Below are 25,290 nucleotides of genomic sequence, written 5' to 3'. Positions count from 1 at the left end.
GTCATTATTGCGGGAGTCCGGCCTGAACCAGCAGCCGGACAAACCGCTCCCGGCTCATCATGTCCGCCCACGTCCACCGGACAAATCCGACGCCGTGGGCACGGATCTCGTCCTCCCGTGCCTTGTCCGCAACGACCCGGTCTTGAATTGTCTTGCCCTTGTCCCAGTCGGCGCGGAGATATTTCCCTTTGCCGTCGAATTCGCCGACGAGTCGACGTTCCTCAAACCAAAAGTCGACCTTTGCCTCCCGGCCGTCCCGCAGGATAAACGGCTGCTGGAGCGCCGCCGCGTAGGGGAATGCCAATTCGCCGCTCCCGCATTTTGCCGCGAGTAGACCTGCGGCAAAGTGCGGGAGCGGCGGCAATTTTACTGGGGAGCGGCCGCGCGAACGCCCGGACTGGCTCAGTCCACGGCCAGGCCCTCCACGGGGGACAGCCGGGCCGCGCGGCGTGCCGGAACCACCGATGCCAGCAGTCCTGCGGCGGCGGCAATCGCCACCACCAGCAGCACCTGCCCCCACGGGACCACGGCCACCACCGTGGTGAAGCTGCCCAGCGCCGACTGCGCCCCCAGCCAGCCGTACACTACGCCGAGCACCGAGCCGATGACGGCGGCCACCCCGGCGATGAGCACGGCCTCGAGCGCCAGCATCCCGCGGAGCTGGCCACGGGTCAGGCCCAATGCCCGCAGCAGGGAGTTTTCGCGCGTGCGTTCGAGCACCGACAGCGACAGCGTGTTGGCCACGCCGATGAGCGCGATGACGATCGCCACGGCCAGCAGGCCCGTCACCACCAGCAGCAGGGTGTTGATGACCTGGTTGAACATGGCCTTTTCCAGCACGGCGCCGTCCACCTGGTTCTCGTCAACGTGCAAGGCCTCGGCCAGGTCCGTGCGCAGCGACGCCAGGGCGGTGCCGTCCAGCGACGGGTCCACCTTGATCCACACCTGGTCCGCCGCGCCGGCGAGGACCGGGTTGCCTGCCTCAGCTGCGGGGAAGGTGTCGAGTGGGACCAGTGCGGAGGTGCCGCGTGCCGTGGAATCCCGCACTCCCAGCCGCGTGGTCCGGCCGCCATCCACGAGCGACGCCGTTGCCGCCGTGGTGCCCTTGGGCAGCACCACGGTGCCGGCGGTGGGGCGGTTCTGCGGATTGCCGAGCAGCCGTTCCGCGTCCGTTGACGAGATGCCATAGGCGGGGAATTCCTGCCCGCCGGCCGTCACCGTGCCCACCACCTTCAGCCGGGCCACCGCGTCGACGCCGGGCAGCGCGGCCGCCTTGGCCAGTTCGGCGCTGGTGAACGACGGCGTGCCCGGCACCGCCGCCGCGGCCAGATCCACGGGGAAGTGGTCTGCCAGCTGCGACTCGAAGGCCTGCCGGGCCGTCGCTGCGCCGGTCATCATCATGGTCACCAGGGTCACCCCGATCAGCAGCGCCGAGGCGGTGGCGGTGGTCCGCCGGGGATTCCGCACGGCGTTGGCGGAGGCCATGGTGCCGGGGACGCCCGCCGGCCGGGCCAGCCGCCCGGCCAGCGCCACCAGCCGCGGGACGAAGAGCGACGCCGCCAGAATGATCCCGATGAACGACGCCGCGCCTGCCGGCATGGCCAGCAAAAGGTTCGAACCGAGCCCTCCAGCCACCAGCCCGGCGCCGCCGACCAGGATGAGCGTGATACCGATCCCCAGGCGCACCCGGCCGGCGGCGTTGTGGACGGAGGCGTCGTCGGCCGGGCGCAGCGCCGCCAACGGCGCCACCCGGGTCGCCGAGCGTGCCGGAACGAGCGCTGCCACCACCGTCAGCAGCGTGCCCACCGTCAGGCCGGCAAGGATGGACGACGCCGGCACCCCCAGGGTGGCGAACGCGTAGTCGGGGTTGCGGCGCAGCAAGGCGATGACGGCGGCCATGGTTCCCACGGCGGCCAACACCCCGAGCACGGACGCCGCGACGCCCACCACGAGGGCTTCGAGGACCACCGAGGACCTGATCTGTGTGCGGCTGGCGCCGAGGCAGCGCAAGAGGGCCAGTTCACGCGTGCGCTGGGCGACCAGGACGGAGAAGGTGTTGGACACGACCAGGCCCGAGACCAGCAGGGCCACGGCGGCAAAGGCGAGCAGCACGATGGTGAGGTGGTCCGAGCCTCCGGTGAAGGACTTGACGGTGGCCGAGGTCAGCTGCTGCGGTGTCACCACCTGGCCGGCGGGCAGCTTCAGCGCGGATTCCAGCGCGGTGGCGGCAGCGGCCGTGTTGGTACCCGGCGCCAGCTCGACGGCGATGGTGGCGTAGTGGGCGTCCGGGCCGGCCACGGCGTCAAGGGTGGCTTCCGTGCCGGCAAGCTGGGCCAGGCCCGAGAGCTGCGGATCGGCGGAGGCCGCCATGATCCCGGTGACGGTGGCCTTGACGGCAGGCTGCACGGCGACGGCTGCATCGGGAGTGCCCGACGCCGCCGGACCGGATTCTGCCTTGGGCCGGCCGTCGTGGCCGCCTGCCGCGACGCCGCCGCCGAGTGTGACCGTGCTGCCCACAGACAGGTGGCGGGCAGCGGCGGTCTTGGCGTCGACGGTGACCTGGCCGGCCGACGTCGGCCATGAACCGTTCACCAGCGCCAGGGGCTCCAGCTGCGGGGAAGCGGGGAGGTTGCGCAGCACGCCGGCCAGGGTGGCGGTTCCTGCCGCGACGGGGACCATCTCCTGCCGGAGGGGGTAGCTGGCGGCAACGCCCGGGGTGCGTGCGGCGGCGGCGGCCGAGGCGGCGGTCAGCGGCACGGCGGCGGTGGGCGAAGCGACCAAGTCCGCTTTGGCGTACGACTGCCCGAGACTGGCGGTCAACGAGGCCGTGGCGGAGGCGTTGACCATGAGCGTGGCGGAAAGGAAGGCGACGGCGAGCAGCACGGCCAGGGTGATGGCGATGAACCGCCGCGAATGGGTCTTGAGCTGGCTGAAGGCCACCTGCAGCATGGCCTATGCCCCCAGGGATGCCAGCGAGGCCAGCACCGTCTCGGCGGTGGGGTGGTCCAGCTCGCCCACCAGTACGCCGTCGTTCATCAACACGACGCGGTCCGCGTAGGAGGCGGCGACGGGATCGTGCGTGACCATGATGATGCTCTGGCCCATCTCGCGGGAGGAGCGCCGGAGCATGCCCAGCACCTCGGCGCCGGAGCGTGAATCCAGGTTGCCGGTGGGCTCGTCGCCAAAGATGACGTCGGGCCGGGTGAGGAGGGCGCGGGCGACGGCGACACGCTGCTGTTGGCCGCCGGAAAGCTCGTGCGGCTTGTGCTTGAGCCGGTCGGTCAGGCCCAGCGTTGTGGTGACGGACGCGAACCATTCCGCGTCGACCTTGCCGCCGGCCAAGGCCACGGGCAGCGTGATGTTGGCTTCCGCGGTGAGCGTGGGAACAAGGTTGAACGCCTGGAACACGAAGCCGATCCGGTCACGGCGCAGCTGCGTAAGCGCCTTGTCGTTGAGCGCGGTCAGCTCCGTCTCGCCGAGGTGGATGGTGCCGGCCGTGACGGAATCCAGCCCGGCCAGGCAGTGCATCAACGTGGATTTTCCGGAGCCCGAGGGGCCCATGATGGCCGTGAACCGGCCTGCCGGGAAGTCCAGGTCCACGCCCCTCAGCGCCGCCACCTCCGTCTCGCCCCTGCCGTACGTCTTGCGCAGGCCGCGGGCCTGGACCGCGACGGTGCGCTTGTTTTGCTCAGTAATGGTCGTCATGGCTTGAGCCTATTGCCGGGTCCGCGCCGGGCGGATCGGAGCGCGGGTGGATATCGCCGCACTGTGCGACGCCGTCCCCTCCTACCAGGGGATGACGCACCGGCGCTCATCGTGGGGGCGGCAGTGGTGGAGTGGTTGTGAGTGTGGTTGTGTCTGGATCAGTTGGGGGAGACGATTCCGGTCTCGTAGGCGATGACCACCACCTGGACGCGATCGCGGGCATTAAGCTTCGCCAGGATGTGGCCCACATGGGTCTTGACAGTGGCCTCGGAGACGAAAAGCTGCCCGGCGATCTCCGGGTTGGACAGGCCGGTGGCGATCAGCACAAACACCTCGTGCTCCCGCGCAGTCAGCCCCGCCACGGCGGCGGAGCGGGCGTCGTTGGCCGGGCTCGGTGCCGCCAGCAGAGGCGCCACGTGGTCCAGCAGCCGCCGGGTGGTGGACGGGGCGATCACGGCGTCGCCGCGGTAGACGGTGCGGATGGCGCCGAGCAGTTCCTCTGGCGGGGCGTCCTTGAGCAGGAAGCCGCTGGCCCCGGCCTGGATGGCGGCCAGCGCGTATTCGTCCAGGTCAAAGGTGGTCAGCACCACGATCTTCAGCGCGGAAAGCCACGATCCGGCCGGCGCGGCCCTGACCCGCTCCATGAGGCGGCGCGTGGTCTCGATCCCGTCCATGCCGGGCATCCGCACGTCCATGAGGACCACGTCGGCGGCCGTCGCGGACAGGGCGGCAAGGGCCTCGATCCCGTTGCCGGCCTCCACCACGGCGGAGAGGTCGGGCTGGGAGTTGATCAGCATGCCGAAACCGGAACGGACCAGCAGCTGGTCGTCAACCAGGGCAACGCGGATGGACGGGTTGGTCATTTAGGTCTCCGAATAGGGGATGAAGGCGGCAATGCCGAAGCCGCCGCCGGCCAGCGGTTTTGCATGGAGGGTGCCGTCGTACAGTTTCACGCGTTCGCCCATGCCGCGAAGTCCGTTGCCGGCCAGGGGCGGCTGGGAGCCGCGCGGCGGGGAAAGGGAAGGCCCGGCGTCGTGCGCGGGGAGGGGAGCGGTGTCCGCGAACGACGCCGAGGCCCCCCTCCCGTCGTCCCGCACCGACACTTCCAGGCCACGGGCGGTCCAGTGCAGGTGCACGGCGGCGGTGACGTTGGGACCGGCATGCTTCATGACATTGGTCAGGCCCTCCTGGACGACCCGGTAAGCGGTGAGTTCGGCGCCGGGAGGGAGCGTGCGGCGGGCGGAGCCGGTGGTTTCGCAGGAAACGGGGAGCCCGGCGGCGCGGATGCCGAGCAGGAGCCCGTCGAGATCGGCCAGTCCTGGAAGGGGCCGCATGGAGGCGTCGGCGCCGCCGCGCAGCACGCCCAGCAGCCGGCGCATCTCCTGCAGCGAGGAGCGGCCGGTCTCGGCAATGGTGGCCAGCGTGGCGGGGGCGACGTCGGGATCGGCCGCGGCGGCGTACCGGGCGCCGTCGGCCTGGGTGATGATGACGGAGAGGGAATGGGCCACGATGTCGTGCATTTCGCGGGCGATGTGGGCGCGTTCGTCGCTGGCGGCGAGCTCGCGTTCGTGCTGGGCCTCGATCTCCAGCCGGTGCGCGCGGTCCTCCAGGGCCTGTTCGCGCAGCCGCTTGGTCCGGGTCAGGTCCCCGGCCGTCCAGCTGAACAGGACCAGCACCCAGATGGTCAGGATCAGGACGGCGCCGTAGGGCATCGAGGCCAGGGACGTGGAGGTGAGATTGAAAAAGAAGCGGGTCACCAGCATGACGGCGCCCAGCATCGCCAGGGCCAGCCCGCACAGGCTGGCCCAGCGTGGGGCAAACGCCGCCAGGGCGTACAACACCAGCGGCACCGCAACGTCCGCCGGCATGGGCTGCACGGCCAGCGCCCATTGCAGGACGGCCGCGGCGGCGATGATGGCGCCGGCCATGACCGTACGGGTGCGCCGCCAGGCCAGGGGGATCACCAGCGCCGTCGCGAAGACGAAGGTGCCCACCAGGTGGCCGGAACCGGAGCCTGCATTGACCAGGCCCAGCGGCACGGCCACGAACCACAGCACCGCCATGACTACGAGGTCCACGGCGAACCGGTGCCGGCGGAACCAGTCGTAGAGGGAATGCATGATCACGCCTTCAACTCTAGGCGGGCCGCGCCGCCGGGGCGTCGTGCCACGGGTGGAGCCGGGCAGGGAGTTGGCCGGTCGCCGGAGCCGGTCGCCGGAGCCGGTCGCCGGGGCCGTCCGTCCGTGCCGCCGGTCAGGGTCGGGCGGCGGCCGCCGTGATGCGGTTGGCCATGCCCTTGAAGATGATCCCGTGGAAGGGCAGCACGGCCAGCCAGTACAGGCGGCCGGACAGGCCCCGCGGGAAGAAGATGGCGCGCTGGCGAAAGACGCTGCCGCCTTCCGGGGAGCCGCCGTCGGCCGGCTCCACCGGGGAAACCTCAAATTCCAGCCAGGCCCGGCCCGGGACGATCATTTCCGCCCGCAGCCGCAGCAGCCGCCCCGGTTCCAGGGTCTCCACCCGCCACCAGTCCACGGCGTCGTTGAGCTGGAGGTGCTGGTTGCTCCGCCGTCCCCGCGAGAGCCCCACCCCGCCGGCCGCCTTGTCCATCCACCCGCGCACGGCCCAGGCGAAGGGCAGCGAGTAGTAGCCGTTGTCGCCGCCGATGCCTTCCACGACGGCCCACACCCGGGCCGCGGGGGCATCCGTGGTCTTGCTGCGCTCGTCGGTGAAGACGGTGAGCCCGGCCCACTCGGGGTCGCTGGGCAGCGGCTCTGCGGGGGCGCTGAGCGCGTGCGCGGTGGCCCAGGTGGTCTCCACGGTGTCGGCTTCGATCTTGTGCAGCGCCAGTTGCACGGCCCGCCCGTAGGGGGTCAGGCCGCCGTCGGGTTCCGGAATGTGGGCGGCAATGTCCTGCTCTCGCGCCACGCAGTCGTGCTGCAGGGATTCCACGAGCGGCACCGCAAGGCTCCGGGGGACCGGCGTCACCAGGTTCACCCATTGCGCGGCCAGCCACGGCGTGAGGACGGGCAGGGGGACGACGAGCGGACGGCGGAGCCCGGCGGCGTCGGCATAGCGGCGCATCATCTCCGCGTAGCTGAGCACCTCCGGGCCTCCGATGTCGAAGGTCCGGTTGGTCTCCGGTGGCAGCCCCGCTGCCCCGAGGAGGTAGTGCAGCGCGTCGCGGATGGCAATCGGCTGGACCTTGTTCAGGACCCACCGCGGCGCCGGCATGACGGGCAGGACGTCGGTGAGGTGCCTGACCATCTCAAAGCTGGCCGATCCGGAGCCGATCACCAGCCCTGCCTGCAGCACGGCCGTGGGCGTGCCGGACGCCAGGAGGATTTCCCCCACCTCGGTGCGGGAGGCCAGGTGCCGGCTCAGTTCGCCCTGGGGGTGCAGGCCCGAGAGGTAGATGAGGCGCTTGACGCCAGCGTGACGGGAGGCGCGGCTCAGGTTGAGCGCGCACCGGCGTTCCACCTTCTCAAAGGCACCCGCGGACTGCCGGTCCCCGGACATGGAATGGACCAGGTAGTAAACCGTCTCGGCGCCCTCACAGAGCGCCCGGGCCGTGTCGGCATCCTCCATCGACCCCTCAACGATCTCCACCTGGCCCCGCCACGGCACGTCGCGCAGCTTGTCCCGGTGGCGGGTCAGCACGCGAACCTCCGCGCCGGCGTCGAGCAGCAGGGGGACCAGCCGCCCACCGATGTATCCGGTGGCACCTGCTACGGCGATGATGGCCACGGCGTCCAACTTCCCACTCGACAAAACTATCTTTCTCCATCATTATGTAGTTAGATTTTCTTATTATCAATAGAACAGGCACACATGATGGATGATGGCGGCACGTGGCGTCCCCCGGGGCCGATGCACAGGGCCTCGGTGCTCATTCGCGAGATCCTTGTGCTGAACGAGGTCATGGAGTTCATCATGCGGCGCCAGATGGACCTCAACGAGACCGACTTCCAGGCCATGCAGCACCTGCTCAAGCAGCGGAGCATGTCGCCGGGGGAGCTGGCCCAGGCGCTGCACCTGACGCCCGCCGCCGCGACCACTGTCATCGACCGGCTGGTGGCCAAGGGGCACGCCAGGCGCACGCCGCACCCCACCGACAGGCGCCGCTGGCTGATCAGTCCCAGCGAGGACTCGATCCGCCGGACCATGGAAAAGATCATGCCCATGATCCTGGAGGTCGACTCCAAGGTGCGCAGCTACGACGACGACGGCCAACGGGTGATCGTCGATTTCCTGGACAGCGTGGTCAACTCCATGAACCTGCGGGTTGCCGCGCTGGAACAGGAAAGCAGACAACCGCCAACCCACACGAGCGACAGCTGAGGGAGCACAGCCATGCCAGTCACTGATCACAGCCAGACCGCCCGCCGCGGTGCCACGCTGTACGCGCCCAGGGACGGGAGCCCGGACGACGCCGCCGGGGTCACCCGCACGCCCCTGGCCTGGGACAATTTCCAAGGGCAGGTCAAGGCCCTGCTGGCCCAGGACTTTGCCGCGCAGGGCCGCCGGGCCGCCGCGTATTCCCCCGCCTTCAGCGTCCTCTGGGAACGCATGGCCGGCACCGTCGCGGGCGGGAAGTTCATGCGCCCCAGGCTGGTCTACACCAGCTACGAGTCCTTCGGCGGGCGGGACTGGACGGCCTGCGCCGAACTGGCTGCGGCCTTCGAGATGCTCCACGCGGCGCTGCTGGTGCACGACGACGTCATCGACCGCGACTTCGTGCGCCGCGGTTCCGACAACCTGGGAGCCGTCTACCGCGACGCGGCCCTGGCCCAGGGACACGCCGCCTCCGACGCCGACCATGCCGGCTACTCGGCCGCGATCATCGCCGGGGACCTGCTGCTGACCGGCGCGGTGCGCCTGGCCACGCGGGCCGGCGCGGGCCGCCCGCACGCCGACGCCATCCTGGCGACCATCCACGAGGCCTTCTTTGCCGCCGCCGCCGGCGAGCTCGACGACCTGCTGTTCTCCCTGCGCAGCGCCTCGCCCGGGCTGCCGCAGGTGCTGAACATGGAACGCCTGAAGACCGCCGTCTACTCCTTTGAAATGCCCCTGCGGGCCGGGGCCCTGCTGGCGGGGCAGCCGCCCGGCACGGCCGACGCCCTCGCCGACGTCGGACGCGGCATCGGGGTGGCCTACCAACTCATCGACGACGTGCTGGGCACCTTCGGCCAGCCGGAGGTGACCGGCAAGTCGGTCGAGTCGGACCTGAGGGAAGGCAAGCGGACCATCCTGACCACGTTCGCGGAAGGATCGGACGCGTTCGCGGCGGTGCTGGCGGACTTCCGCGGCGGGGTCAGGGACATCACGGAGGTCCGGGACGTGCTGCGGGACCTCGGCGCGGAGAGCTACGCCGTCGACCTCGCGGAGTCGCTCGTGGCCCGGTCGCTGGGGAGGGCCGAGGAACTGCGGCTGCCGGCGTCCCTGAGGAAGGAACTGCGGCGGATTTGCGACTACGTGCTGACCAGAAGGAGCTGACCATGGGAATCGACCCCCTCACCCGCTACTCCGAAACCGCCTCGCGCAGCGCCGGGGTGGTGATCGGAAGCTATTCGACGTCGTTTGGACTGGCCTGCAGGCTGCTCGGCCCGCGGCCCCGCCGGGACATCGAGAACATCTACGCGCTGGTCCGGGTTGCCGATGAACTGGTCGACGGCGCCGCCCGCGCGGCGGGCCTTGACCCGGCCGCCGTCTGTGCGCAGCTTGACCGGCTGGAGCGCGAAACCGAGCAGGCGATGGCCACCGGCTACAGCACCAACATGGTGGTGCACGCCTTTGCCGCGACGGCCCGGCGGGCCGCCATCGACACCTCGCTGACCAGGCCGTTCTTCGCGTCCATGCGCACAGACCTGGACGTGGGCTCCCATTCCCCCGACACCCTGGCCGAGTACATCTACGGCTCCGCCGAAGTGGTGGGGCTGATGTGCCTGCAGGTCTTCCGGGCCATGGACGGCGCCTCCGCCGGCCACGACGAGGAACTGGTGCGCGCGGCCCGCAGCCTGGGCGCCGCCTTCCAGAAGGTCAACTTCCTGCGGGACCTGGGGGCGGACAGCGCGGACCTGGGACGCAGCTACCTTCCCGGCGTGGGCCCGGAGGGGCTCACCGAGCCGGACAAGCGGGAGCTGCTGGCGGACATCCGCCGCGACCTGGCCGTCGCCAAGGCGGGCATGGGCTACCTGGCGCCGCCGGCCCGGCGGGCCGTGCGCCTGGCCCACGACCTCTTCCTGGCCCTCGCGGCGAGACTGGAACACGTTCCGGCCGCCGAACTCTCCCGCCGGCGCGTCAGGGTCCCGGCCGTCCAGAAGGCCTGCATCGCGCTGGCCGTGTGGGCCGGCGGCCGCCGCACCCGCGTGCACGGCGGCGTGCAGGGGGGCGCCCCGGGCGCCCGTCCGGCCGGCGCGGCGGTGTCCCGATGAACCGGCGCCTGCGACTGCTCCGGCGCGCTCTGCCCTACGCCGGCCTGACGGCCCGCAAGGCGGCGAAGGCCAGGCCGTGGCATCAGCCGGACGCCACCGCGTGCGTGGTCATCGGGGGCGGCATCTCCGGGCTGGCCACCGCCGGCCTGCTTGCCCGGGACGGCCACGACGTGACGGTGCTGGAGAAGCAGGCCGGCCTGGGCGGGAGGGCCGGCCGCTGGGAACACGGCGGCTTCACGTTCGACACCGGCCCGTCCTGGTACCTCATGCCGGAGGTGATCGACCACTGGTTCGCGATGATGGGCACCAGCGCCGCCGCCGAGCTCGAGCTGACCCGCCTGGACCCCGCCTACCGGCTCTGGGGCCAGGGGGAGGCGCCCCCGGTCGACGTACGCACGGGACGCGCGGCGGCCCGGGACCTGTTCGACTCCCTGGAACCGGGATCGGGGGAGCGGCTGGACGGCTACCTCGACTCCGCCAAACTGGCCTACACGCTGGCCAAAAGGCATTTCCTGTACGACCCGTTCGGGACGCTGCGCGGACTGGCCGCGCCGGCGGTCCTGCGCCATGCGCCCCGCCTGGCGCAGCTGCTGACCCGGTCCCTGCATGCCTTCGTGGCCGCCCGGTTCAAGAACCCGCTGCAGCAAAAGATCCTGGGCTACCCCGCCGTATTCCTGGGGACCAGCCCCTACAAGGCGCCGGCGCTCTACCACCTGATGAGCCACCTGGACCTCCAGGACGGCGTGCTGTACCCGCAGGGCGGTTTTGCCGCCGTCGTCGATGCCATGGAACGGGTGGTCCGCAGGGCGGGGGCCAGCATCACCACCGGGGCCGCCGCCACGCGCATCGTGACCGGCCCGGCCGGCAAGCGCGCCCGCTGCGAGGCCGTCGCCTGGGTGGACGCGGCGGGGGTTGAACAGCGCACGCCGGCCCGCATCGTGGTGGGGGCGGCGGACCTCCACCACGTGGAAACGGCCCTGCTGCCGGAGGCCCTCCGCACGCAGCCGGCGAAGACGTGGCGGCGGGCGGACCCCGGCATCAGCGCGGTCCTGCTTTGCCTGGGCGTCCGGGGCGGGCTGCCGCGGCTGGCCCACCACAACCTGCTGTTCACCGAGGACTGGCAGGACAATTTCGCCCGGATCGTGAACGGCGGGGACCTGGCGGAGAGCACCTCGATCTACGTCTGCCGCCCCAGCGCCACGGACGCCACGGTGGCCCCGGCCGGCAGCGAGAACCTGTTCCTGCTGATCCCCGCCCCCGCGCTCCCGCCCTGGGGCAAGGGCGGGCCCGACGGCGGCGGCTCGCCCATGGTGGAAAGGGTCGCCGACGCGGCCATCGCCCAGCTGGCTGCCTGGACCGGCACGCCGGACCTTCCCGACCGCATCACCGTGCGGCGCAGCTACGGCCCGGCCGATTTCCAGGACGACGTCAACGCGTGGCGCGGCAGCGCACTGGGCCTGGCGCACACGCTGCGGCAGAGCGCCTTCCTGCGCCCGGGCAACAGCAATGCCAAGGTGGAGGGGCTGTTTTATGCGGGCAGTTCAGTGCGGCCCGGCATCGGCGTGCCGCTGTGCATGATCAGTGCCGAAATCGTGCTCAAGGCGGTACGCGGCGACCGCTCGGCGGGGCCGCTGCCCGAGCCCGGCGTGACCGCGTCCACGGCCGCCGCCGCGGCAGGGGCGTCATGAGCTATCTGCTGATCCTGCTGATCCTTCTCGTGTGCATGGCCCTATTGGATGCCCGCTGGAAGCTGTTCCTGTTTGCCCGGCCCGGGCCGGCGGTGGCCGTGCTGCTCCTTGGCACCGCGTTCTTTCTGTCCTGGGACGTCTCCGCCCTGGCGGCCGGCATCTTCCTGCACCGTGAGACGCCGCTCATGACCGGCGTCATGCTGGCCCCGGGGCTGCCCCTGGAGGAGGGCTTCTTCCTGCTGTTCCTGTGCTACCAGACCATGGTCCTGTTCACCGGCGCGCTGCGACTGCTCCAGCTCCGGCAACGGCTGCCCGCAGGGCGGAGCCGGCAATGAACTACGCCCATCTCAACGCCCTGTTCCTGATCCCGGCGCTCGCCGTGCTGGTGGCGGCACTGGCCCGGGCCGGCGGCAAGCCTTGGCGCGGCAGCTCGCGGCCGGTGGCCGCCGTCGCCGCCACCCTGGTGGTGCTGGTGGTCCTGACGGGCGTTTTCGACAACCTCATGATCGGCTCGGGGCTCTTCGGCTACGCCGGGGACGCGCTTGCCGGCGCCCATGTGGGTCTGGCGCCCGTCGAGGACTTCGCGTACCCGGCCGCGGCTGCCCTGCTGCTTCCGGGCCTATGGCTGCTGTTCACCCGCGAAAGGCCCAAATGAAGAACCTGCTGGCGACCTCCCGGCCTGTCTCCTGGGTCAACACGGCCTACCCGTTCGCGGCGGCCTACTTTCTGGCGACGGGTCGGATCGACTGGCTGTGGGCCCTGGGAACGTTCTTCTTCCTGGTCCCCTACAACCTGGCCATGTACGGCATCAACGATGTCTTTGACTACGAGTCCGACCTGCTCAATGCGCGCAAGGGCGGGGTGGAGGGCGCGGTGCTGGACCGCCGGCACCACCGCACCATCCTGTGGGCCGCCGCGATCTCCACCATCCCCTTCATCGTGGTGCTCGCCACGCAGGGCGGCGCCGTGGCGAACCTGGTCCTGGCGGTCTCGCTTCTGGCCGTGGTCGCCTACAGCGCGCCGCGGCTGCGGTTCAAGGAGCGCCCGTTCCTGGACTCGCTGACCTCCAGCACGCACTTCGTCTCGCCCGCCGTCTACGGCCTGGCGCTCGCCCACGCCCCGTTCACGGCGGGCATCTGGGCGTTCCTGGGCGCCTTCTTCCTCTGGGGGATGGCCAGCCACGCTTTTGGCGCGGTGCAGGACATCGTGCCGGACCGCGACGGCGGGCTGGCCTCCATCGGGACGGTGCTGGGCGCCCGGTTCACGGCCTGGTTTGCGTTCACCGCCTATGCCGGCGCGGGGGTGCTGATGCTCGGGACGGCGGCGCCGTTCGCGGCCGTCCTGGCCGTGCCCTACCTGGCCAACGTCGCCCCGTGCCTTGGGGTCACCGACGCGACGTCGGCCGGGGCCAACGCCGCCTGGAAACGCTTCCTGTGGCTGAACTACCTGACCGGCTTCCTCGCCACCCTGACGCTGATCTGGCTCGCCACCCGCCCCTGACCGCCCCGCGCCTGACCGCCCCGCGCCTGACCGCCCCGCCCCTGAGGGCCCAGCATGAAACCACCGGCGCCACCCCACTGTTCCCACCGAAAGGCCCACCCATGAAAGCTTCCCTCGTCTGGTTTCGGGACGACCTGCGCACGGCGGACAACCCCGCACTGCTGGCCGCCGCAGGGGACGGCGCCGCGGCGGCGCTGTACGTGCTGGATGAGGAATCCGCCGGCATCCGGCCGCTGGGCGGTGCGGCGAAATGGTGGCTGCACCGCGCCCTGGAGGACCTGCGGGACGAACTGGCGGCCCTGGGCATTCCGCTGATCCTGCGCCGCGGCGCAGGCGCCGGAGTGGTCGCCGCGGTGGCGGGGGAGCTGGGGGCCGGTGCCGTCTATTGGAACCGGCGCTATGGCGGGCCGGAACGCGCCGTGGACTCGGCCGTGAAGGAGTGGGCCGCCGCTGCCGGACTCCATGCGGAAAGCTTCCAGGCCTCCCTCCTGCACGAACCCTGGACCGTCCGCACCGGTGCCGGAAAGCCGTACCAGGTGTTCACGCCGTTTTGGCGTGCCCTGGCGGACCGTGACTTTCGGGCTCCACTGGGCGGGCCCGACGCCGGCAACGGCTTCGGCGGATCCCCGGCCGACAGCGACCGGCTGGACGCATGGTCCCTGCGTCCCGCCGCGCCGGACTGGGCCGGGGGCCTGCGGCGGGCGTGGGTCCCCACGGCGGCCGCCGGCCACGGCATCCTGGCGGAATTCCTTGACGGCCCGGTCGCCGACTACTCCGAGGCACGTGACCGGCCGGACAGGCCCGGCACCAGCCGTCTGTCCCCCTACCTGAGGTGGGGCCAGCTCAGCCCGTTCCAGGTCTGGGCGGCGCTTGCGGCGCGGCGCGGCCAGCTGCCGGGATCCCCGGGCCCGGCAGTGTTCGGCACGGAACTGGGATGGCGCGAGTTTTGCTGGCACCAGCTCTTCCACCGCCCGGACCTGGCCACCGCCAACCTGCGGCCGCAGTTTGACGGCTTTCCGTGGCGGTGGCCCGGCGCCACGGCCGGCGCGAAGCCCGAAACCGGCGCGAAGCCCGAAACCGGCGCGAAGCCGGAAACCGGCGCCGGGCACCTGGAGGCGTGGCGGCGGGGGCGGACGGGCATCCCGCTGGTGGACGCGGGACAGCGCGAATTGTGGCACACCGGATTCATGCACAACCGGGTTCGCATGGTGGCGGCCAGCTTCCTGGTCAAGAACCTGGGGTTCCACTGGCGCGTGGGGGAGCAGTGGTTCTGGGACACTCTCGTGGATGCCGACGCCGCGTCCAACCCTGCCAATTGGCAGTGGGTGGCGGGCTCGGGCGCTGACGCCTCGCCGTTCTTCCGAATCTTCAACCCCGAGACCCAGGCAAAGAAATTTGACCCGGAGGGCCAATATGTCCGGCGGTGGGTTCCTGAGCTGGCGACGCCGGACTACCCCGAGCCGCTGGTGGACCTGCAGGAGTCCCGCCGGGCCGCGCTGGACGCGTATGCCTCCATCCGGTGACATCTCAAAATGTGGGATCACTTGCCCATCATGTGGATGGTTTCGCTAGGGTGGACGCATGAGCGCATCGATTGACATTGCAGTTATTGGCGGCGACGGGATCGGCCCCGAGGTCACCGCGGAGGCCGTCAAGGTCCTCAAAAAGGCCACGGCCGCAGCAGGCGTCGGACTGAAAATCACCGATTACGAGCTCGGCGCCGAACACTGGCTCGCCACGGGGGAGACCCTGCCGGAATCCACCATCGAGGCCCTCCGCGGCCACGACGCCATCCTCTTCGGCGCGGTCGGCGCGGCCCCCGGGGACACGTCCATCCCCTCCGGCCTGATCGAGCGCGAGATGCTGCTCAAGCTGCGTTTCAGCCTGGACCACTACGTCAACCTGCGTCCCTCCCGCCTGTACGACGGCGTGGCCTCGCCCCTGGCCGACCCCGGCACCATTGATTTCGTGGTGGTCCGCGAGGGGACCGAGGGGCCCTACGTCGGCAACGGCGGCGCGCTGCGCAAGGGCACGCCGCACGAGATCGCCACCGAGGTCTCCGTCAACACCGCCTACGGCGTGGAGCGCGTGGTCCGAGACGGCTTCCGACGCGCCAACGAGCGCCCGCGCAAGAAGCTGACCTACGTGCACAAGCACAACGTGCTGGTCCACGCCGGCCACCTGTGGAAGCGCACCGTGGAGGCCGTCGCCAAGGAGTTCCCCGAGGTCACCGTCGACTACCTGCACGTGGACGCCGCGATGATCTTCCTGGTCACCGACCCGGCCCGCTTTGACGTGATCGTCACCGACAACCTGTTTGGCGACATCATCACCGACCTCGCCGCGGCCGTCACCGGCGGCATCGGCCTGGCCGCGTCCGGCAACATCAACATGGACCGCACGGCGCCGTCGATGTTCGAGCCGGTCCACGGCTCGGCACCGGACATCGCCGGGCTGCAAAAGGCGGATCCGACGGCGGCCATCCTCTCGGCCGCGCTGCTGCTGGACCACCTCGGCCACCCGGGCGCGGCGGCACGGATCGAGGCGGCCGTCGCCGCTGACATCGCCTCCCGCGATGCGGCGTCCCCGCGGGCCACCAGCGCCGTCGGCGACGCCATCGCCGCAGCCCTCTGACGCCGTCGAGCGGGCCGGCGTGCAGGAGTAGGCTTTACCCCATAGAGTGAGTGCACCGTAACTGAAATCCCCGGTGCATGAACACCATTCAACGCACGGATTTTCGGCACCGAACTCCGCCCAGGCTGGTACATCCATTGACGGGCGCAACCATGTGGAGGAAGCATGACCCAGACAGCACGTGAACTGGCATTCTCGCAGCAGCTCACCACCACCCCGAAGAGCGACACCGAGCGTGCGGCCATCCTGGCCGACCCCGGGTTTGGCGACTACTTCACCGACCACACCGCTGTCGTGGACTTCAAGGTTGACGAAAACGGCGTCGGCGGCTGGACCAATGCACGCATTGAGCCCTACGGCCCCATCGCCATGGACCCCGCCGCGGCCGTGCTGCACTACGGGCAGGAAATCTTCGAGGGACTGAAGGCCTACCGCCACGCCGACGGCTCCGTGTGGTCCTTCCGCCCGGAGGCCAACGCGGCCCGCTTCAACACCTCCGCCCGCCGGCTGGCCCTGCCCGAGCTGCCCGAAGAGGTCTTCATCGAGTCGCTGCGCCAGCTCGTCGCGGCCGATGAGTCCTGGGTCCCCTCCGGTGACGGCGAGGCCCTGTACCTGCGCCCGTTCATGATCGCCACGGAGCCTTTCCTCGGTGTCCGCCCGGCGCGCGAGGTCTCCTACCGGGTCATCGCCTCCCCGGCCGGGAACTACTTTGGCGGCGAGCTCAAGCCGGTCTCCATCTGGCTCTCCACCTCCTACGCCCGCGCCGGCGAGGGCGGCACGGGCGAGGCCAAGTGCGGCGGCAACTACGCCGCGTCGCTGGCCGCGCAGATGGAGGCGGAGGCGCAGGGCTGCAAGCAGGTCCTCTTCCTTGACCCGTTCAACGACAACGCCATCGAGGAACTTGGCGGCATGAACATCTTCTTCGTGTTCAAGGACGGGCGCCTGGTCACGCCGGCGCTCAACGGCCACATCCTGCACGGCATCACCCGCTCCTCCGTCATGCAGCTCGCCGCCGACCGCGGCCTGAAGGTCGAGGAACGCAAGATCACCATTGACGAGTGGCGCGACGGCGTCGCCAACGGCGAGATCACCGAGGCGTTCGCGTGCGGCACGGCCGCCGTCATCACCCCGATCGGCGAGCTGAAGACGGCCGAGGGCACCATCGCCTCGCCCGGTTCCGGTGCCGGCGAGGTCACCATGGCCATCCGCGAGCAGCTGCTGGGCATCCAGACCGGCGTCGTGGAAGACCTGCACGGCTGGCTCACCCGCCTCGCCTGACCCGCCCTCCCAACTGGGCCGCAGAAGATGTCGAAAATCACCCGTTTTTTCGGGTTTTACGACATCTTCTGCGGCCCAGTTGTGGATTAAGGCGCGACGGCGGGACGTTGCCTTGCGCGGTCACCGTGCCGCGGCGTTCCCGCCGGCTGCGCTTCCCCGAAGGGCGCCTATTTCCCCGTGTCGATCATCTCCCAGCGCTGGCGGGGGATGGAGACTGACTGGGACTGCTGGACATGGGAGAGCAGGGCTTCACGCACCAGGCACCTGAGGTCCCACAGCGCGCCGCTGTCCTGGGCGCTGACCACCACACGGATGCGGACCACCCCGTTGACGGCGTCGGTAACCGCAAGGTTTCCGGTGCGCCCGTCCCACAGCGGCGTGCCCGCCAGCACGGCGTCCAGGTGCCCGCGGAGCTCGGCCACCGGCGTTTGCCAGTCCACGTCCAGCTCCACGCTGCCCATGATCTTGGGGCTGTTGCGGGTCCAGTTTTCAAAGGGCGTGGTGGTGAAATAGGTGGAGGGCAGGATGAGCATCCGTTCGTCCCAGACCCTCACCACCACGTAGGTCATGGTGATCTCCTCGATCCGGCCCCACAAGCCCTCCACCACCACGACGTCGTCGATCCTGATGGCGTCGGTGAAGGCAAGCTGGACGCCGGCAAAGACGTTCGAGAGGGAGCTTTGGACCGCCAGGCCGGCAACGATGGAGATGAGCCCGGCGGAGGCCAGCAGCCCCGTCCCCAGGGCCCGCACCTCCGGGATGGTCAGCAGCAGCCCGGCCACGGCCAGGGTGATCAGCAGGGCCGCGATGAAGCGGCGCCCCAGCGTGACCTGCGTTGTGAGCCTGCGCAGCCTGCGGTTGTCCTTGCTCCGTGCCGTGAAGTGGCGCAGCACCAGCCGCTCGGCGATGCCCAGGGAGACCAGGGCCAGCCAGCACAGGGCGGCGATGAGTGCCGTCATCGTGACAAAGTCGACGGCGGGGAACCAGCCCCTGCCCGATGCCGTGGCCGAGAGCGCAACCCGGGTGCCGATCAACGCCAGCACCCCGAAGACGGGGAGCCTGGCCTTTGCCGAGCGGCCGGCGAACCCGGGCACCTTGCGGAATGCGTAGTTCGCGACGACCCGTGCCGCCAGGGTCAGGAGCACCGCCGCGGCCACGGCGGCGAGGATGGCCAGGACAGGTGTGATTGCACTTTCAAGGTCTGCCATCCGTCAATCCTGTCAGGGGACCCCGGGGGTCTGTCCAACCGGACCCGGCCCATTGACGTGCCGGGTGCGGGCTGCCGGGTGCCGGTGTTACGCTGCGACGGCGGGCCGTCGGGCGGGCGAGGGCATACGATGCACTGACACGCGCCGTTTGCGGCGCCCGCACCCGAGGGGCGGACACGGCCGGTGAGGAGACACCATGGACGATGAGCAACGCAGGCGCGAGCTGGGCGACAATGAGGCGCCGGTCGAGGAAGAACTGGAGACCACCTTTGACCGCATTGTCGAGGAGGGCGCCCAGCGGCTGCACAGGACGTGGTCCTCGGTCCTGGTGACGGGCCTGTTTGGCGGCATTGAGGTGGGGCTGGGCGTGATGGCCTACCTGGCGGTGAAGCATGAGACAGGCAGCAACCTGCTGGCCGGCCTGGCGTTCGGCATCGGCTTCATCGCGCTCCTTTTGGCCAAGAGCGAACTTTTCACCGAGGGGTTCCTGGTCCCCGTCGCCGCGGTCGCCGCCAAGGAGGCACGCCCGGGCCAGCTGTTCAAACTCTGGGGCGGCACGTTGGGGGCAAACCTCGCCGGCGGCTGGATCTTCATGTGGCTGGTCATGCTGGCCTTCCCCGAATGGCGCGACACGGTCGCCGAATCCGCTGCCCACTACGCCCTGGCGCCCCTGTCCTGGCAGACCGCTGCGCTGGCCGTGCTGGGCGGAAGCACCATCACGCTCATGACCCGGATGCAGCACGGAACCGACTCGATCCCGGCCAAGATCGCCGCCGCGGTCGGGGGCGGATTCCTGCTCGCTGGGCTGCCGCTCTTTCACTCCGTGCTGGATTCGCTGTTGATCTTCGGTGCCATCCAGTCCGGCGCCCCCTTTGGCTACGTGCAGTGGCTCGGCTGGTTCTGGTACACGGCGCTGCTCAACGTGGCCGGCGGGCTGTTGCTCGTGACGGTGTTGCGGCTGGTGCGCACCAAAGAGCTCGTCAAGGAGCGGCGTTCGGAATCCGAGGGCGCGGCGCAGTAGTCCACCGGCTCGCCAGGCCTGGCAGGCCCGGGCCGCGACGGTAACAGGCCGCGTCACATCCCGACGGGGACTTGCCCCGGCGGCGGCCGGGTGATGGACTCGGACTGACCAATGTTTGCGTCACTCATAGGGGGAAAATTGAAGGCACTCTTTGACCTGTCATTTACCAGGTTTATCTCACCCAGCATCGCCAAGATCGTTTATGTCTTGATCATGGTGGTCATCGGCCTGGCCTACCTGGCCGCCGTGATCGTCTCCTTCCGGGCCAATGTCGTGTTCGGGCTGTTTGTGCTGATCATCGTGGGCCCGATCGTGGCGCTGCTCTACCTGGTCCTGGCAAGGGTGGGGCTGGAATCGCTGATTGCGGCCATCCGTACGGCGGAGAACACGGCGGAGCTCGTCCGGCTCAACGGGGGAGGCCAGCCGTTCGCGCCGCCCGCGGCGTCCGGCAACTACCCCAACGATCCCCAGTATCCGCCGGTTCCGCCCGCCCCGCGGTTCTAGGACGGCGCTGACAGTTCGGACGCCGGACCGAGCGCAGGAGTTGGACGGAAATGGGGCTCTTCCGTCCAACTTCTGCGTTCGCGTTCTTTATGGACGACGCCGGTCCCTGGCTGTCGCCGATGGCGCACCGTCCCACGGGCCGCCGCGCCGCACACCGCCACCTGCACGAAACGGCTAGACTCTCTGCCATGCGTATCGCCCGATTTGTAGTAGACAATGACCCGATGTACGGCGTGGTGGAAGGGGAGCCCGGCGGTGAAGTTGTCACCGTCATCAAGGGTGATCCGTTCTTCAACGGCGTCGAACGGACCACCATCAAGTACCCGCTGGAGGACGTGCGCCTGGTGGCCCCGATCATCCCGCGCAGCAAGGTGGTCGGTGTGGGCCGCAACTTTGCCGAGCATGCCCGCGAACTGGGCAACGAGGTCCCCGTCCACCCGCTGCTGTTCCTCAAGCCGAACACGTCGGTGGTGGGCCCTGGCGAACCCATCGTGATGCCGGAATTTTCCGAAGAGATTTCCTACGAGGCGGAGCTGTGCATCGTGATTGGGCGCATCTGCAAGGATGTGCCGGAGGAGCGCGCGGACGAGGTCATCTTCGGCTACACCTGCGGCAACGACCTCACCGCCCGCGACGTCCAGCAGAGCGACGGCCAGTGGGCCCGCGCCAAGGGCTTTGACACCTCGGCCCCGCTGGGCCCGTGGATCGAGACCGAGCTGGACCCCGAAGACCTCCGCATCCAGGGCTGGCTGAACGGCGAGCTCCGCCAGGACGGCAACACCAACCAGATGGTCCGCAGCGTCCGCGAGCTGGTCTCCATCGTCTCGCGCGCGTTCACCCTCCTGCCGGGCGACGTCATCATGACCGGCACCCCCGCCGGCGTCGGCCTGGTCAAGGACGGCGACCGCTACGAGATTGAAATTGAGGGCATCGGCCGCCTCTCCAACCCGGTGGTGCGCCGCTAGGCCGTGGAGGCCGCGACGGTGCCGATTCCGGCGCGGGCCGGTGTCACGATCCGGGGCTACGCCCTCATGGCGGTCCGCGAGGGCCGCTGAACCGTAGGTGCTGTGGCACATGCCACGGAAACGGGTCCGGCGTCGTAGTACCATTGACAAGTCCTTTGCGCCCCCACCCGCCGCCACGCGTGATCTGGGGGCTTTTTGCAGGGCACCAGCCGATTTTAAGGACTTTCGCGTGTCACACAACGCCACCGACACTGCCGCCCCCGCGGCCGGATCCATCACCGGGGAGGGCTATCAGCGGACGCTTTCCCGGCGCCACGTGACCATGATCGCCATGGGCGGGGCCATCGGCGTCGGCCTGTTTATGGGTGCCGGCGGGCGGCTCGCGTCGACCGGCCCGGCGCTGATCTTCTCTTATGCGATTGCCGGCGCCATTGCCTACCTGCTCATGCGGGCGCTCGGCGAGCTGGTCATGTACCGGCAGACGTCGGGATCCTTCGTGTCCTACGCGGGGGAGCTGTTTGGCAAGAAGGGCGCGTACCTTTCCGGCTGGATGTATTTCATCAACTGGGCCATGACGGGCGTGGCCGAGCTGATCGCCATAGGCCTGTACTTCCAATATTTCTTCCCCGGCGTCCCGGTCGAGGTCAGTGCCCTGTGCGCCCTGGTGCTGCTGGTGGCGGTGAACCTGCTGAGCGTGAAGGCCTTTGGCGAGTTTGAGTTTTGGGCGTCGTGCCTGAAGGTTGCCGCGATTGTGATGTTCCTGGTCGTGGGCACGGTCATGGTGATCACGAACGCGCAGGTGGGCGGCCAGCATGCCACGGTCAGCAACCTTTTCCACGCCGACGGCGGAATGTTCCCCAAGGGCGGGCTCGTCATGATCCTGGTGCTGAATGCCGTCATCTTTGCCTACAACGCCATTGAACTGGTGGGCATCACGGCCGGTGAGATGCAGAACCCCGAACGCGAGGTGCCCCGCGCCATCCGCGCAGTGGTGGTCCGCATCGTTGTCTTCTATGTCGGCTCGGTGACGCTGCTGGCCATGATCATGCCGTCCGACCACTACAAGAACGGCGAGAGCCCGTTCGTGACCGTCTTCGCCTCCATGGGGCTGGACTGGGTGGGCTCGGTGATGAACTTTGTGGTCATCACCGCCGCGCTGTCCTCCTGCAACTCCGGCCTGTACTCGATTGGCCGGATCTTCCGCACCATGGCGAACAACGGTCACGCGCCGCAGTGGCTGACCAGGATGTCCTCCCGCCACGTGCCGTACGCCGCGATCCTGGCCATCGCCGCCGTCTACGTGGTGGGTGTGGGGGCCAACGTGCTGCTGGGCGGATCGCACGCCTTCGACCTCGCGCTCAACACCGCCTCCATCGGCGTGATCTTCACCTGGGGCTCCATCTTCGCCAGCCAGATCATGCTGCGTCGCAAGAAGGGCAAGGTGTCCTCGCTGCCGATGCCCGGCTCCCCGTGGACCAGCTGGGTTGGCCTCGCAGCGCTGCTGGCCATCACGGTGCTGATCGGCTTTGACACCATGACCGGGCCCGACGGCGCCGTCTTCCACCTGGGCCTGTGGACGCTTTGCGCCATCCCGGTCTTCGCCGTGGTTTTGTGGTTCGGCTGGCGGTTCGTCAAGGACAACGAGCCCGCGAACGAGCTGTTCAGCTGAGCCTTGAGGTCGCTGTCCCCGGCGCATACCGTGGCCAGTGAAAAATGCCGCCGCTCCCGCATTTTGCCGCAGGTATGGCGGCGGCATTTTGTGGGAGCGGCGGCATTGTTGGTTCAGGTGGCCGGCTGGCCGGCCAGGATCGCGTCGATCTGGCCCATCGCCAGGCCCATGCCCTCCTCCATGCCCATCTGGATCATCTTCTCCATCTGTTCCGGGCTTTCGAAGGTGGACGCAATGGTCATACGGGTGCGCCCGCCGATGTCCTCGAGCGTGGCGGCCATGCGGGCGGTGCCCATGTCTTCGACGGGGGCACCGTTGTCGTCGGCGAACCCGTCATCGAGCTCCAGGCGCTCCGGCGCCGCGATGGCGGTGAAGCGCCACCAGCCGCGGGCCGTGGTTCCGTCCGGTCCGGTCATGTAGTAGCTGGCCCTGCCGCCGGGCTGGAAGTCGAATTCCTCAAACGTGGCGGGCCAGGTGGGCGGCCCCCACCAGCGTTCCAGCTGGCGCGGATCCTCCCAGATCTGCCACACGCGCTCGACGCCGGCGTCGAACTCCGCGACGATGGTGAGGCTGAGCGCCTCGGGGCTCTTGGTGGAACTGATGACTGTCATGGTGTCTCCCTTCCCTGCGCCGTTCCTTCGGCCAGGATGTCCGCAATCCGCCCGGCACGCTGCCGCCAGATCGCCTCGTACTCGTCGAGCAGTTGCCGGGCCCGTTCCAGGCCGTCGCGGTTTGCGCGCACCAGCTGCTCCCTTCCGCGCCGTTCCTTGGTGACCAGGGAGGCACGTTCCAGCACGGCCACATGTTTCTGCACGGCCGCGAAACTCATGGCGTAGTGCCGCGCCAGGGCCGAAACGTTCAATCCGTCGCCGGTGACCCTCCTGACGATGTCCCGGCGGGTGGAATCGGCGAACGCCTGGAACACGCGGTCCAGCTCGGCCTCACGAAGCTCATCTACAACCATTTGGTTGTACGTTACGCCGGGGCCGGCGGCCTGTCAAGGGCCCGCCCAGAGGGAGCATGACGCCGGTGACCCGCCTCGGGAAGGCGGGTCACCGGCGTCGTGCCTCACCCGGGCAACGGGACGGGTGGTGCGCCATAGGCCGTGGACCGGCGGGCGGGACGGGCGTCCGGGCACGCACCGGGTGCGCCGCGGGGGTTTGGTCTAGGTCTAAACTTGAACCATCATGACTACTGCAGCTCAGATCCCCCCTGTCACCGCTGAAACCTCCGTTCGTGTGCGGTTTTGCCCCTCTCCCACCGGAACGCCGCACGTCGGGCTGATCCGCACGGCGCTGTTCAACTGGGCCTACGCGCGCCACACCGGCGGCAGGCTCATTTTCCGCATCGAGGACACGGATGCCAAGCGGGACAGCGAGGAGAGCTACCTCCAGCTGCTGGACGGTCTGAACTGGCTGGGCATCGACTGGGACGAGGGCGTGGAGACCGGAGGCCCGCACGCGCCGTACCGGCAGTCGCAACGTGGCGACATCTACCGGGACGTCATTGAAAAGTTGGTGGCCGGCGGGCACGTCTACGAGTCATTCTCCACGCCGGAGGAGGTCGAGGCGCGGCACAAGGCGGCCGGCCGGGACGTCAAGCTGGGCTACGACAACTTTGACCGCGACCTCACCGAGGGGCAGATTGCCGCGTTCAGGGCCGAGGGCCGCCAGCCCGCGCTGCGTTTGCGGATGCCGGACACGGACATCACCTTCACGGACCTCGTCCGGGGCGAGATCACCTTCAAGGCAGGATCAGTCCCGGACTACGCCCTGGTCCGCCCCAACGGCGCGCCGCTCTACACGCTGGTCAACCCCGTGGACGACGCCCTCATGGGTGTCACCCACGTGCTGCGCGGCGAGGACCTGCTCTCCTCCACGCCCCGCCAGATCGCCCTGTACCAGGCGCTGTTCGAGGTCGGCGTGGCCAGGTACCTGCCACTTTTCGGCCACCTGCCCTACGTCATGGGCGCCGGCAACAAGAAGCTCTCCAAGCGCGATCCCGAGGCCAGCCTGTTCCTGCACCGGGACCACGGCTTCATCCCGGAGGGCCTGCTGAACTACCTGTCCCTGCTTGGCTGGTCGCTCTCCGCGGACGAGGACATCTTCACGGTGGAGCAGCTCGTGGCCAACTTCGACATCCACGACGTCCTGGGCAACCCGGCGCGCTTCGACATCAAGAAGGCCGAGGCCATCAACGGCACGCACGTGCGCATGTTGGAGGCCGCCGACTTCCGCAACCGCCTGGTCCCGTACCTGCAGGCCGCCGGCACGGTGGGGCAGGCCCTCACGGCCCGCGAGGAGGAGATCCTCACCGAGGCCGCCCCGCTGGTCCAGGAGCGCATCACCCTGCTGGGGGAGGCGCCGGAGATGCTGTCCTTCCTTTTCAAGAAGGACGACGCCGTTGACGTCGCCGACGACGCCCGCAAGGGCCTGCCCGCGAACCTCACCGAGGTCCTCGACGCCGCGCTGGCAGCGCTGGAGCCCCTGGCGGACTGGACGGCGGAGAACATCCAGGCCGCCCTGAAGGAGGCGCTCGTGGAGGGACTGGGCGTCAAGCCCCGCCTGGCGTTCGGCCCGGTCCGCACCGCACTGTCCGGCCGCCGAATCTCCCCGCCGCTGTTCGAGTCCATGGTCATCCTGGGCAAGGACTCCTCGCTGGCCCGCCTGACGGCCTTCAGGGGCTAG

The 25,290-nt window shown here is 69.6% G+C and carries 24 protein-coding genes; 15 read left to right on the top strand and 9 right to left on the bottom strand.

The genetic code is table 11. From position 1 onward, the window contains the following. Positions 1 to 4 precede the first annotated feature (4 nt). From DMB86_RS15460 to DMB86_RS15435, 6 genes are all read right to left on the bottom strand, one after another. Positions 5 to 304, bottom strand: coding sequence for a hypothetical protein (locus DMB86_RS15460; RefSeq protein WP_113718582.1), 300 nt, complete (start codon positions 302 to 304; stop codon positions 5 to 7). A gap of 98 nt (positions 305 to 402) precedes the next feature. Beyond that, positions 403 to 2,949 carry an ABC transporter permease gene (locus DMB86_RS15455; RefSeq protein WP_113718581.1) on the bottom strand — a complete coding sequence of 849 codons (2,547 nt, stop codon included), beginning with the start codon at positions 2,947 to 2,949 and terminating at the stop codon, positions 403 to 405. Between the two features lie 3 nt (positions 2,950 to 2,952). Continuing rightward, positions 2,953 to 3,705, bottom strand: coding sequence for an ABC transporter ATP-binding protein (locus DMB86_RS15450; protein WP_113718580.1), 753 nt, complete (start codon positions 3,703 to 3,705; stop codon positions 2,953 to 2,955). Positions 3,706 to 3,863: 158 nt separating this feature from the next. Continuing rightward, positions 3,864 to 4,568 (bottom strand): response regulator, encoded by a 705-nt coding sequence (locus DMB86_RS15445; RefSeq protein ID WP_113718579.1) that lies wholly within the window; start codon positions 4,566 to 4,568, stop codon positions 3,864 to 3,866. Further along, positions 4,569 to 5,825: a sensor histidine kinase gene (locus DMB86_RS15440; protein ID WP_113719616.1), complete on the bottom strand. Its 1,257-nt coding sequence runs from the start codon at positions 5,823 to 5,825 to the stop codon at positions 4,569 to 4,571. It abuts the gene before it with no gap. A gap of 133 nt (positions 5,826 to 5,958) precedes the next feature. Further along, positions 5,959 to 7,473 (bottom strand): SDR family oxidoreductase, encoded by a 1,515-nt coding sequence (locus DMB86_RS15435; RefSeq protein ID WP_227878422.1) that lies wholly within the window; start codon positions 7,471 to 7,473, stop codon positions 5,959 to 5,961. Between the two features lie 60 nt (positions 7,474 to 7,533). On the opposite strand from DMB86_RS15435, the gene DMB86_RS15430 reads away from it, so the two are divergent. The 10 genes from DMB86_RS15430 (at position 7,534) to DMB86_RS15385 (ending at position 17,236) form a co-directional block, all read left to right on the top strand. After that, on the top strand, positions 7,534 to 8,043 hold the full coding sequence (locus tag DMB86_RS15430; RefSeq protein WP_113718578.1) for a MarR family winged helix-turn-helix transcriptional regulator: 510 nt from the start codon (positions 7,534 to 7,536) through the stop codon (positions 8,041 to 8,043). A gap of 12 nt (positions 8,044 to 8,055) precedes the next feature. After that, positions 8,056 to 9,198, top strand: coding sequence for a polyprenyl synthetase family protein (locus DMB86_RS15425; protein ID WP_113718577.1), 1,143 nt, complete (start codon positions 8,056 to 8,058; stop codon positions 9,196 to 9,198). 2 nt (positions 9,199 to 9,200) lie between these two features. Beyond that, positions 9,201 to 10,136, top strand: a complete 936-nt coding sequence (locus DMB86_RS15420; protein ID WP_113718576.1) for a phytoene/squalene synthase family protein — start codon at positions 9,201 to 9,203, stop codon at positions 10,134 to 10,136. Continuing rightward, a complete protein-coding gene (gene crtI / locus DMB86_RS15415; RefSeq protein WP_113719614.1) occupies positions 10,133 to 11,824 on the top strand; it encodes a phytoene desaturase family protein in 1,692 nt (563 codons plus the stop codon). Before DMB86_RS15420 ends, crtI begins: the two co-directional genes overlap by 4 nt. Beyond that, positions 11,821 to 12,159, top strand: a complete 339-nt coding sequence (locus tag DMB86_RS15410) for a lycopene cyclase domain-containing protein (protein WP_113718575.1) — start codon at positions 11,821 to 11,823, stop codon at positions 12,157 to 12,159. The genes crtI and DMB86_RS15410 overlap by 4 nt, the downstream gene beginning before the upstream one ends. Then, positions 12,156 to 12,479, top strand: coding sequence for a lycopene cyclase domain-containing protein (locus DMB86_RS15405; RefSeq protein ID WP_113718574.1), 324 nt, complete (start codon positions 12,156 to 12,158; stop codon positions 12,477 to 12,479). The genes DMB86_RS15410 and DMB86_RS15405 overlap by 4 nt, the downstream gene beginning before the upstream one ends. After that, complete coding sequence (locus DMB86_RS15400) at positions 12,476 to 13,324, top strand: prenyltransferase (RefSeq protein ID WP_171814521.1); 849 nt, start codon at positions 12,476 to 12,478, stop codon at positions 13,322 to 13,324. Before DMB86_RS15405 ends, DMB86_RS15400 begins: the two co-directional genes overlap by 4 nt. Before the next feature lie 101 nt (positions 13,325 to 13,425). Next, a complete protein-coding gene (locus DMB86_RS15395; RefSeq protein WP_113718572.1) occupies positions 13,426 to 14,847 on the top strand; it encodes a cryptochrome/photolyase family protein in 1,422 nt (473 codons plus the stop codon). A 58-nt stretch (positions 14,848 to 14,905) separates the two neighbouring features. Next, the gene (locus tag DMB86_RS15390; RefSeq protein ID WP_113718571.1) at positions 14,906 to 15,958 is read left to right on the top strand and encodes a 3-isopropylmalate dehydrogenase; all 1,053 of its coding nucleotides are present in this window, start codon (positions 14,906 to 14,908) and stop codon (positions 15,956 to 15,958) included. 165 nt (positions 15,959 to 16,123) lie between these two features. Then, complete coding sequence (locus DMB86_RS15385; RefSeq protein ID WP_113718570.1) at positions 16,124 to 17,236, top strand: branched-chain amino acid aminotransferase; 1,113 nt, start codon at positions 16,124 to 16,126, stop codon at positions 17,234 to 17,236. A gap of 167 nt (positions 17,237 to 17,403) precedes the next feature. On the opposite strand, the gene DMB86_RS15380 is transcribed toward DMB86_RS15385, so the two are convergent. Beyond that, on the bottom strand, positions 17,404 to 18,444 hold the full coding sequence (locus tag DMB86_RS15380) for a mechanosensitive ion channel family protein (RefSeq protein WP_113718569.1): 1,041 nt from the start codon (positions 18,442 to 18,444) through the stop codon (positions 17,404 to 17,406). 196 nt (positions 18,445 to 18,640) lie between these two features. Here DMB86_RS15380 and DMB86_RS15375 point away from each other — a divergent pair, with 196 nt between their 5' ends. The 4 genes from DMB86_RS15375 (at position 18,641) to DMB86_RS15360 (ending at position 22,603) form a co-directional block, all read left to right on the top strand. Continuing rightward, positions 18,641 to 19,465 (top strand): formate/nitrite transporter family protein, encoded by an 825-nt coding sequence (locus tag DMB86_RS15375; protein ID WP_113718568.1) that lies wholly within the window; start codon positions 18,641 to 18,643, stop codon positions 19,463 to 19,465. 138 nt (positions 19,466 to 19,603) lie between these two features. Further along, the gene (locus tag DMB86_RS15370) at positions 19,604 to 19,969 is read left to right on the top strand and encodes a DUF4282 domain-containing protein (protein ID WP_113719613.1); all 366 of its coding nucleotides are present in this window, start codon (positions 19,604 to 19,606) and stop codon (positions 19,967 to 19,969) included. Positions 19,970 to 20,157: 188 nt separating this feature from the next. After that, positions 20,158 to 20,934 carry a fumarylacetoacetate hydrolase family protein gene (locus tag DMB86_RS15365; RefSeq protein WP_113719612.1) on the top strand — a complete coding sequence of 259 codons (777 nt, stop codon included), beginning with the start codon at positions 20,158 to 20,160 and terminating at the stop codon, positions 20,932 to 20,934. 229 nt (positions 20,935 to 21,163) lie between these two features. Continuing rightward, positions 21,164 to 22,603: an amino acid permease gene (locus DMB86_RS15360; protein ID WP_227878421.1), complete on the top strand. Its 1,440-nt coding sequence runs from the start codon at positions 21,164 to 21,166 to the stop codon at positions 22,601 to 22,603. A gap of 113 nt (positions 22,604 to 22,716) precedes the next feature. Here DMB86_RS15360 and DMB86_RS15355 read toward each other — a convergent pair whose 3' ends face one another. Continuing rightward, on the bottom strand, positions 22,717 to 23,214 hold the full coding sequence (locus DMB86_RS15355; protein ID WP_113718567.1) for an SRPBCC family protein: 498 nt from the start codon (positions 23,212 to 23,214) through the stop codon (positions 22,717 to 22,719). Beyond that, complete coding sequence (locus DMB86_RS15350) at positions 23,211 to 23,567, bottom strand: ArsR/SmtB family transcription factor (RefSeq protein ID WP_113718566.1); 357 nt, start codon at positions 23,565 to 23,567, stop codon at positions 23,211 to 23,213. The genes DMB86_RS15355 and DMB86_RS15350 overlap by 4 nt, the downstream gene beginning before the upstream one ends. 223 nt (positions 23,568 to 23,790) lie before the next feature. Between DMB86_RS15350 and gltX the strand changes: the two genes are divergently transcribed. After that, positions 23,791 to 25,290, top strand: coding sequence for a glutamate--tRNA ligase (gltX, locus tag DMB86_RS15345; RefSeq protein WP_113718565.1), 1,500 nt, complete (start codon positions 23,791 to 23,793; stop codon positions 25,288 to 25,290).

Source organism: Arthrobacter dokdonellae (assembly GCF_003268655.1).
Lineage (GTDB): Bacteria > Actinomycetota > Actinomycetes > Actinomycetales > Micrococcaceae > Specibacter > Specibacter dokdonellae.
Note: the sequence above shows the minus strand (reverse complement) of the source record. Positions and strands in the feature narration are given on the sequence as shown.

Excerpts from the sequence above, each read along its gene's own strand:
- DMB86_RS15375 (WP_113718568.1), top strand. The coding sequence starts at position 18,641 with ATGGACGATGAGCAACGCAGGCGCGAGCTGGGCGACAATGAGGCGCCG.
- DMB86_RS15385 (WP_113718570.1), top strand. The coding sequence starts at position 16,124 with ATGACCCAGACAGCACGTGAACTGGCATTCTCGCAGCAGCTCACCACC.
- DMB86_RS15430 (WP_113718578.1), top strand. The coding sequence starts at position 7,534 with ATGATGGATGATGGCGGCACGTGGCGTCCCCCGGGGCCGATGCACAGG.
- DMB86_RS15400 (WP_171814521.1), top strand. The coding sequence starts at position 12,476 with ATGAAGAACCTGCTGGCGACCTCCCGGCCTGTCTCCTGGGTCAACACG.
- DMB86_RS15445 (WP_113718579.1), bottom strand. The coding sequence starts at position 4,568 with ATGACCAACCCGTCCATCCGCGTTGCCCTGGTTGACGACCAGCTGCTG.
- crtI (WP_113719614.1), top strand. The coding sequence starts at position 10,133 with ATGAACCGGCGCCTGCGACTGCTCCGGCGCGCTCTGCCCTACGCCGGC.
- DMB86_RS15455 (WP_113718581.1), bottom strand. The coding sequence starts at position 2,949 with ATGCTGCAGGTGGCCTTCAGCCAGCTCAAGACCCATTCGCGGCGGTTC.
- DMB86_RS15440 (WP_113719616.1), bottom strand. The coding sequence starts at position 5,825 with ATGCATTCCCTCTACGACTGGTTCCGCCGGCACCGGTTCGCCGTGGAC.
- DMB86_RS15420 (WP_113718576.1), top strand. The coding sequence starts at position 9,201 with ATGGGAATCGACCCCCTCACCCGCTACTCCGAAACCGCCTCGCGCAGC.
- DMB86_RS15350 (WP_113718566.1), bottom strand. The coding sequence starts at position 23,567 with ATGGTTGTAGATGAGCTTCGTGAGGCCGAGCTGGACCGCGTGTTCCAG.
- DMB86_RS15405 (WP_113718574.1), top strand. The coding sequence starts at position 12,156 with ATGAACTACGCCCATCTCAACGCCCTGTTCCTGATCCCGGCGCTCGCC.
- DMB86_RS15390 (WP_113718571.1), top strand. The coding sequence starts at position 14,906 with ATGAGCGCATCGATTGACATTGCAGTTATTGGCGGCGACGGGATCGGC.
- DMB86_RS15395 (WP_113718572.1), top strand. The coding sequence starts at position 13,426 with ATGAAAGCTTCCCTCGTCTGGTTTCGGGACGACCTGCGCACGGCGGAC.
- DMB86_RS15450 (WP_113718580.1), bottom strand. The coding sequence starts at position 3,705 with ATGACGACCATTACTGAGCAAAACAAGCGCACCGTCGCGGTCCAGGCC.
- gltX (WP_113718565.1), top strand. The coding sequence starts at position 23,791 with ATGACTACTGCAGCTCAGATCCCCCCTGTCACCGCTGAAACCTCCGTT.
- DMB86_RS15425 (WP_113718577.1), top strand. The coding sequence starts at position 8,056 with ATGCCAGTCACTGATCACAGCCAGACCGCCCGCCGCGGTGCCACGCTG.
- DMB86_RS15380 (WP_113718569.1), bottom strand. The coding sequence starts at position 18,444 with ATGGCAGACCTTGAAAGTGCAATCACACCTGTCCTGGCCATCCTCGCC.
- DMB86_RS15410 (WP_113718575.1), top strand. The coding sequence starts at position 11,821 with ATGAGCTATCTGCTGATCCTGCTGATCCTTCTCGTGTGCATGGCCCTA.
- DMB86_RS15365 (WP_113719612.1), top strand. The coding sequence starts at position 20,158 with ATGCGTATCGCCCGATTTGTAGTAGACAATGACCCGATGTACGGCGTG.
- DMB86_RS15355 (WP_113718567.1), bottom strand. The coding sequence starts at position 23,214 with ATGACAGTCATCAGTTCCACCAAGAGCCCCGAGGCGCTCAGCCTCACC.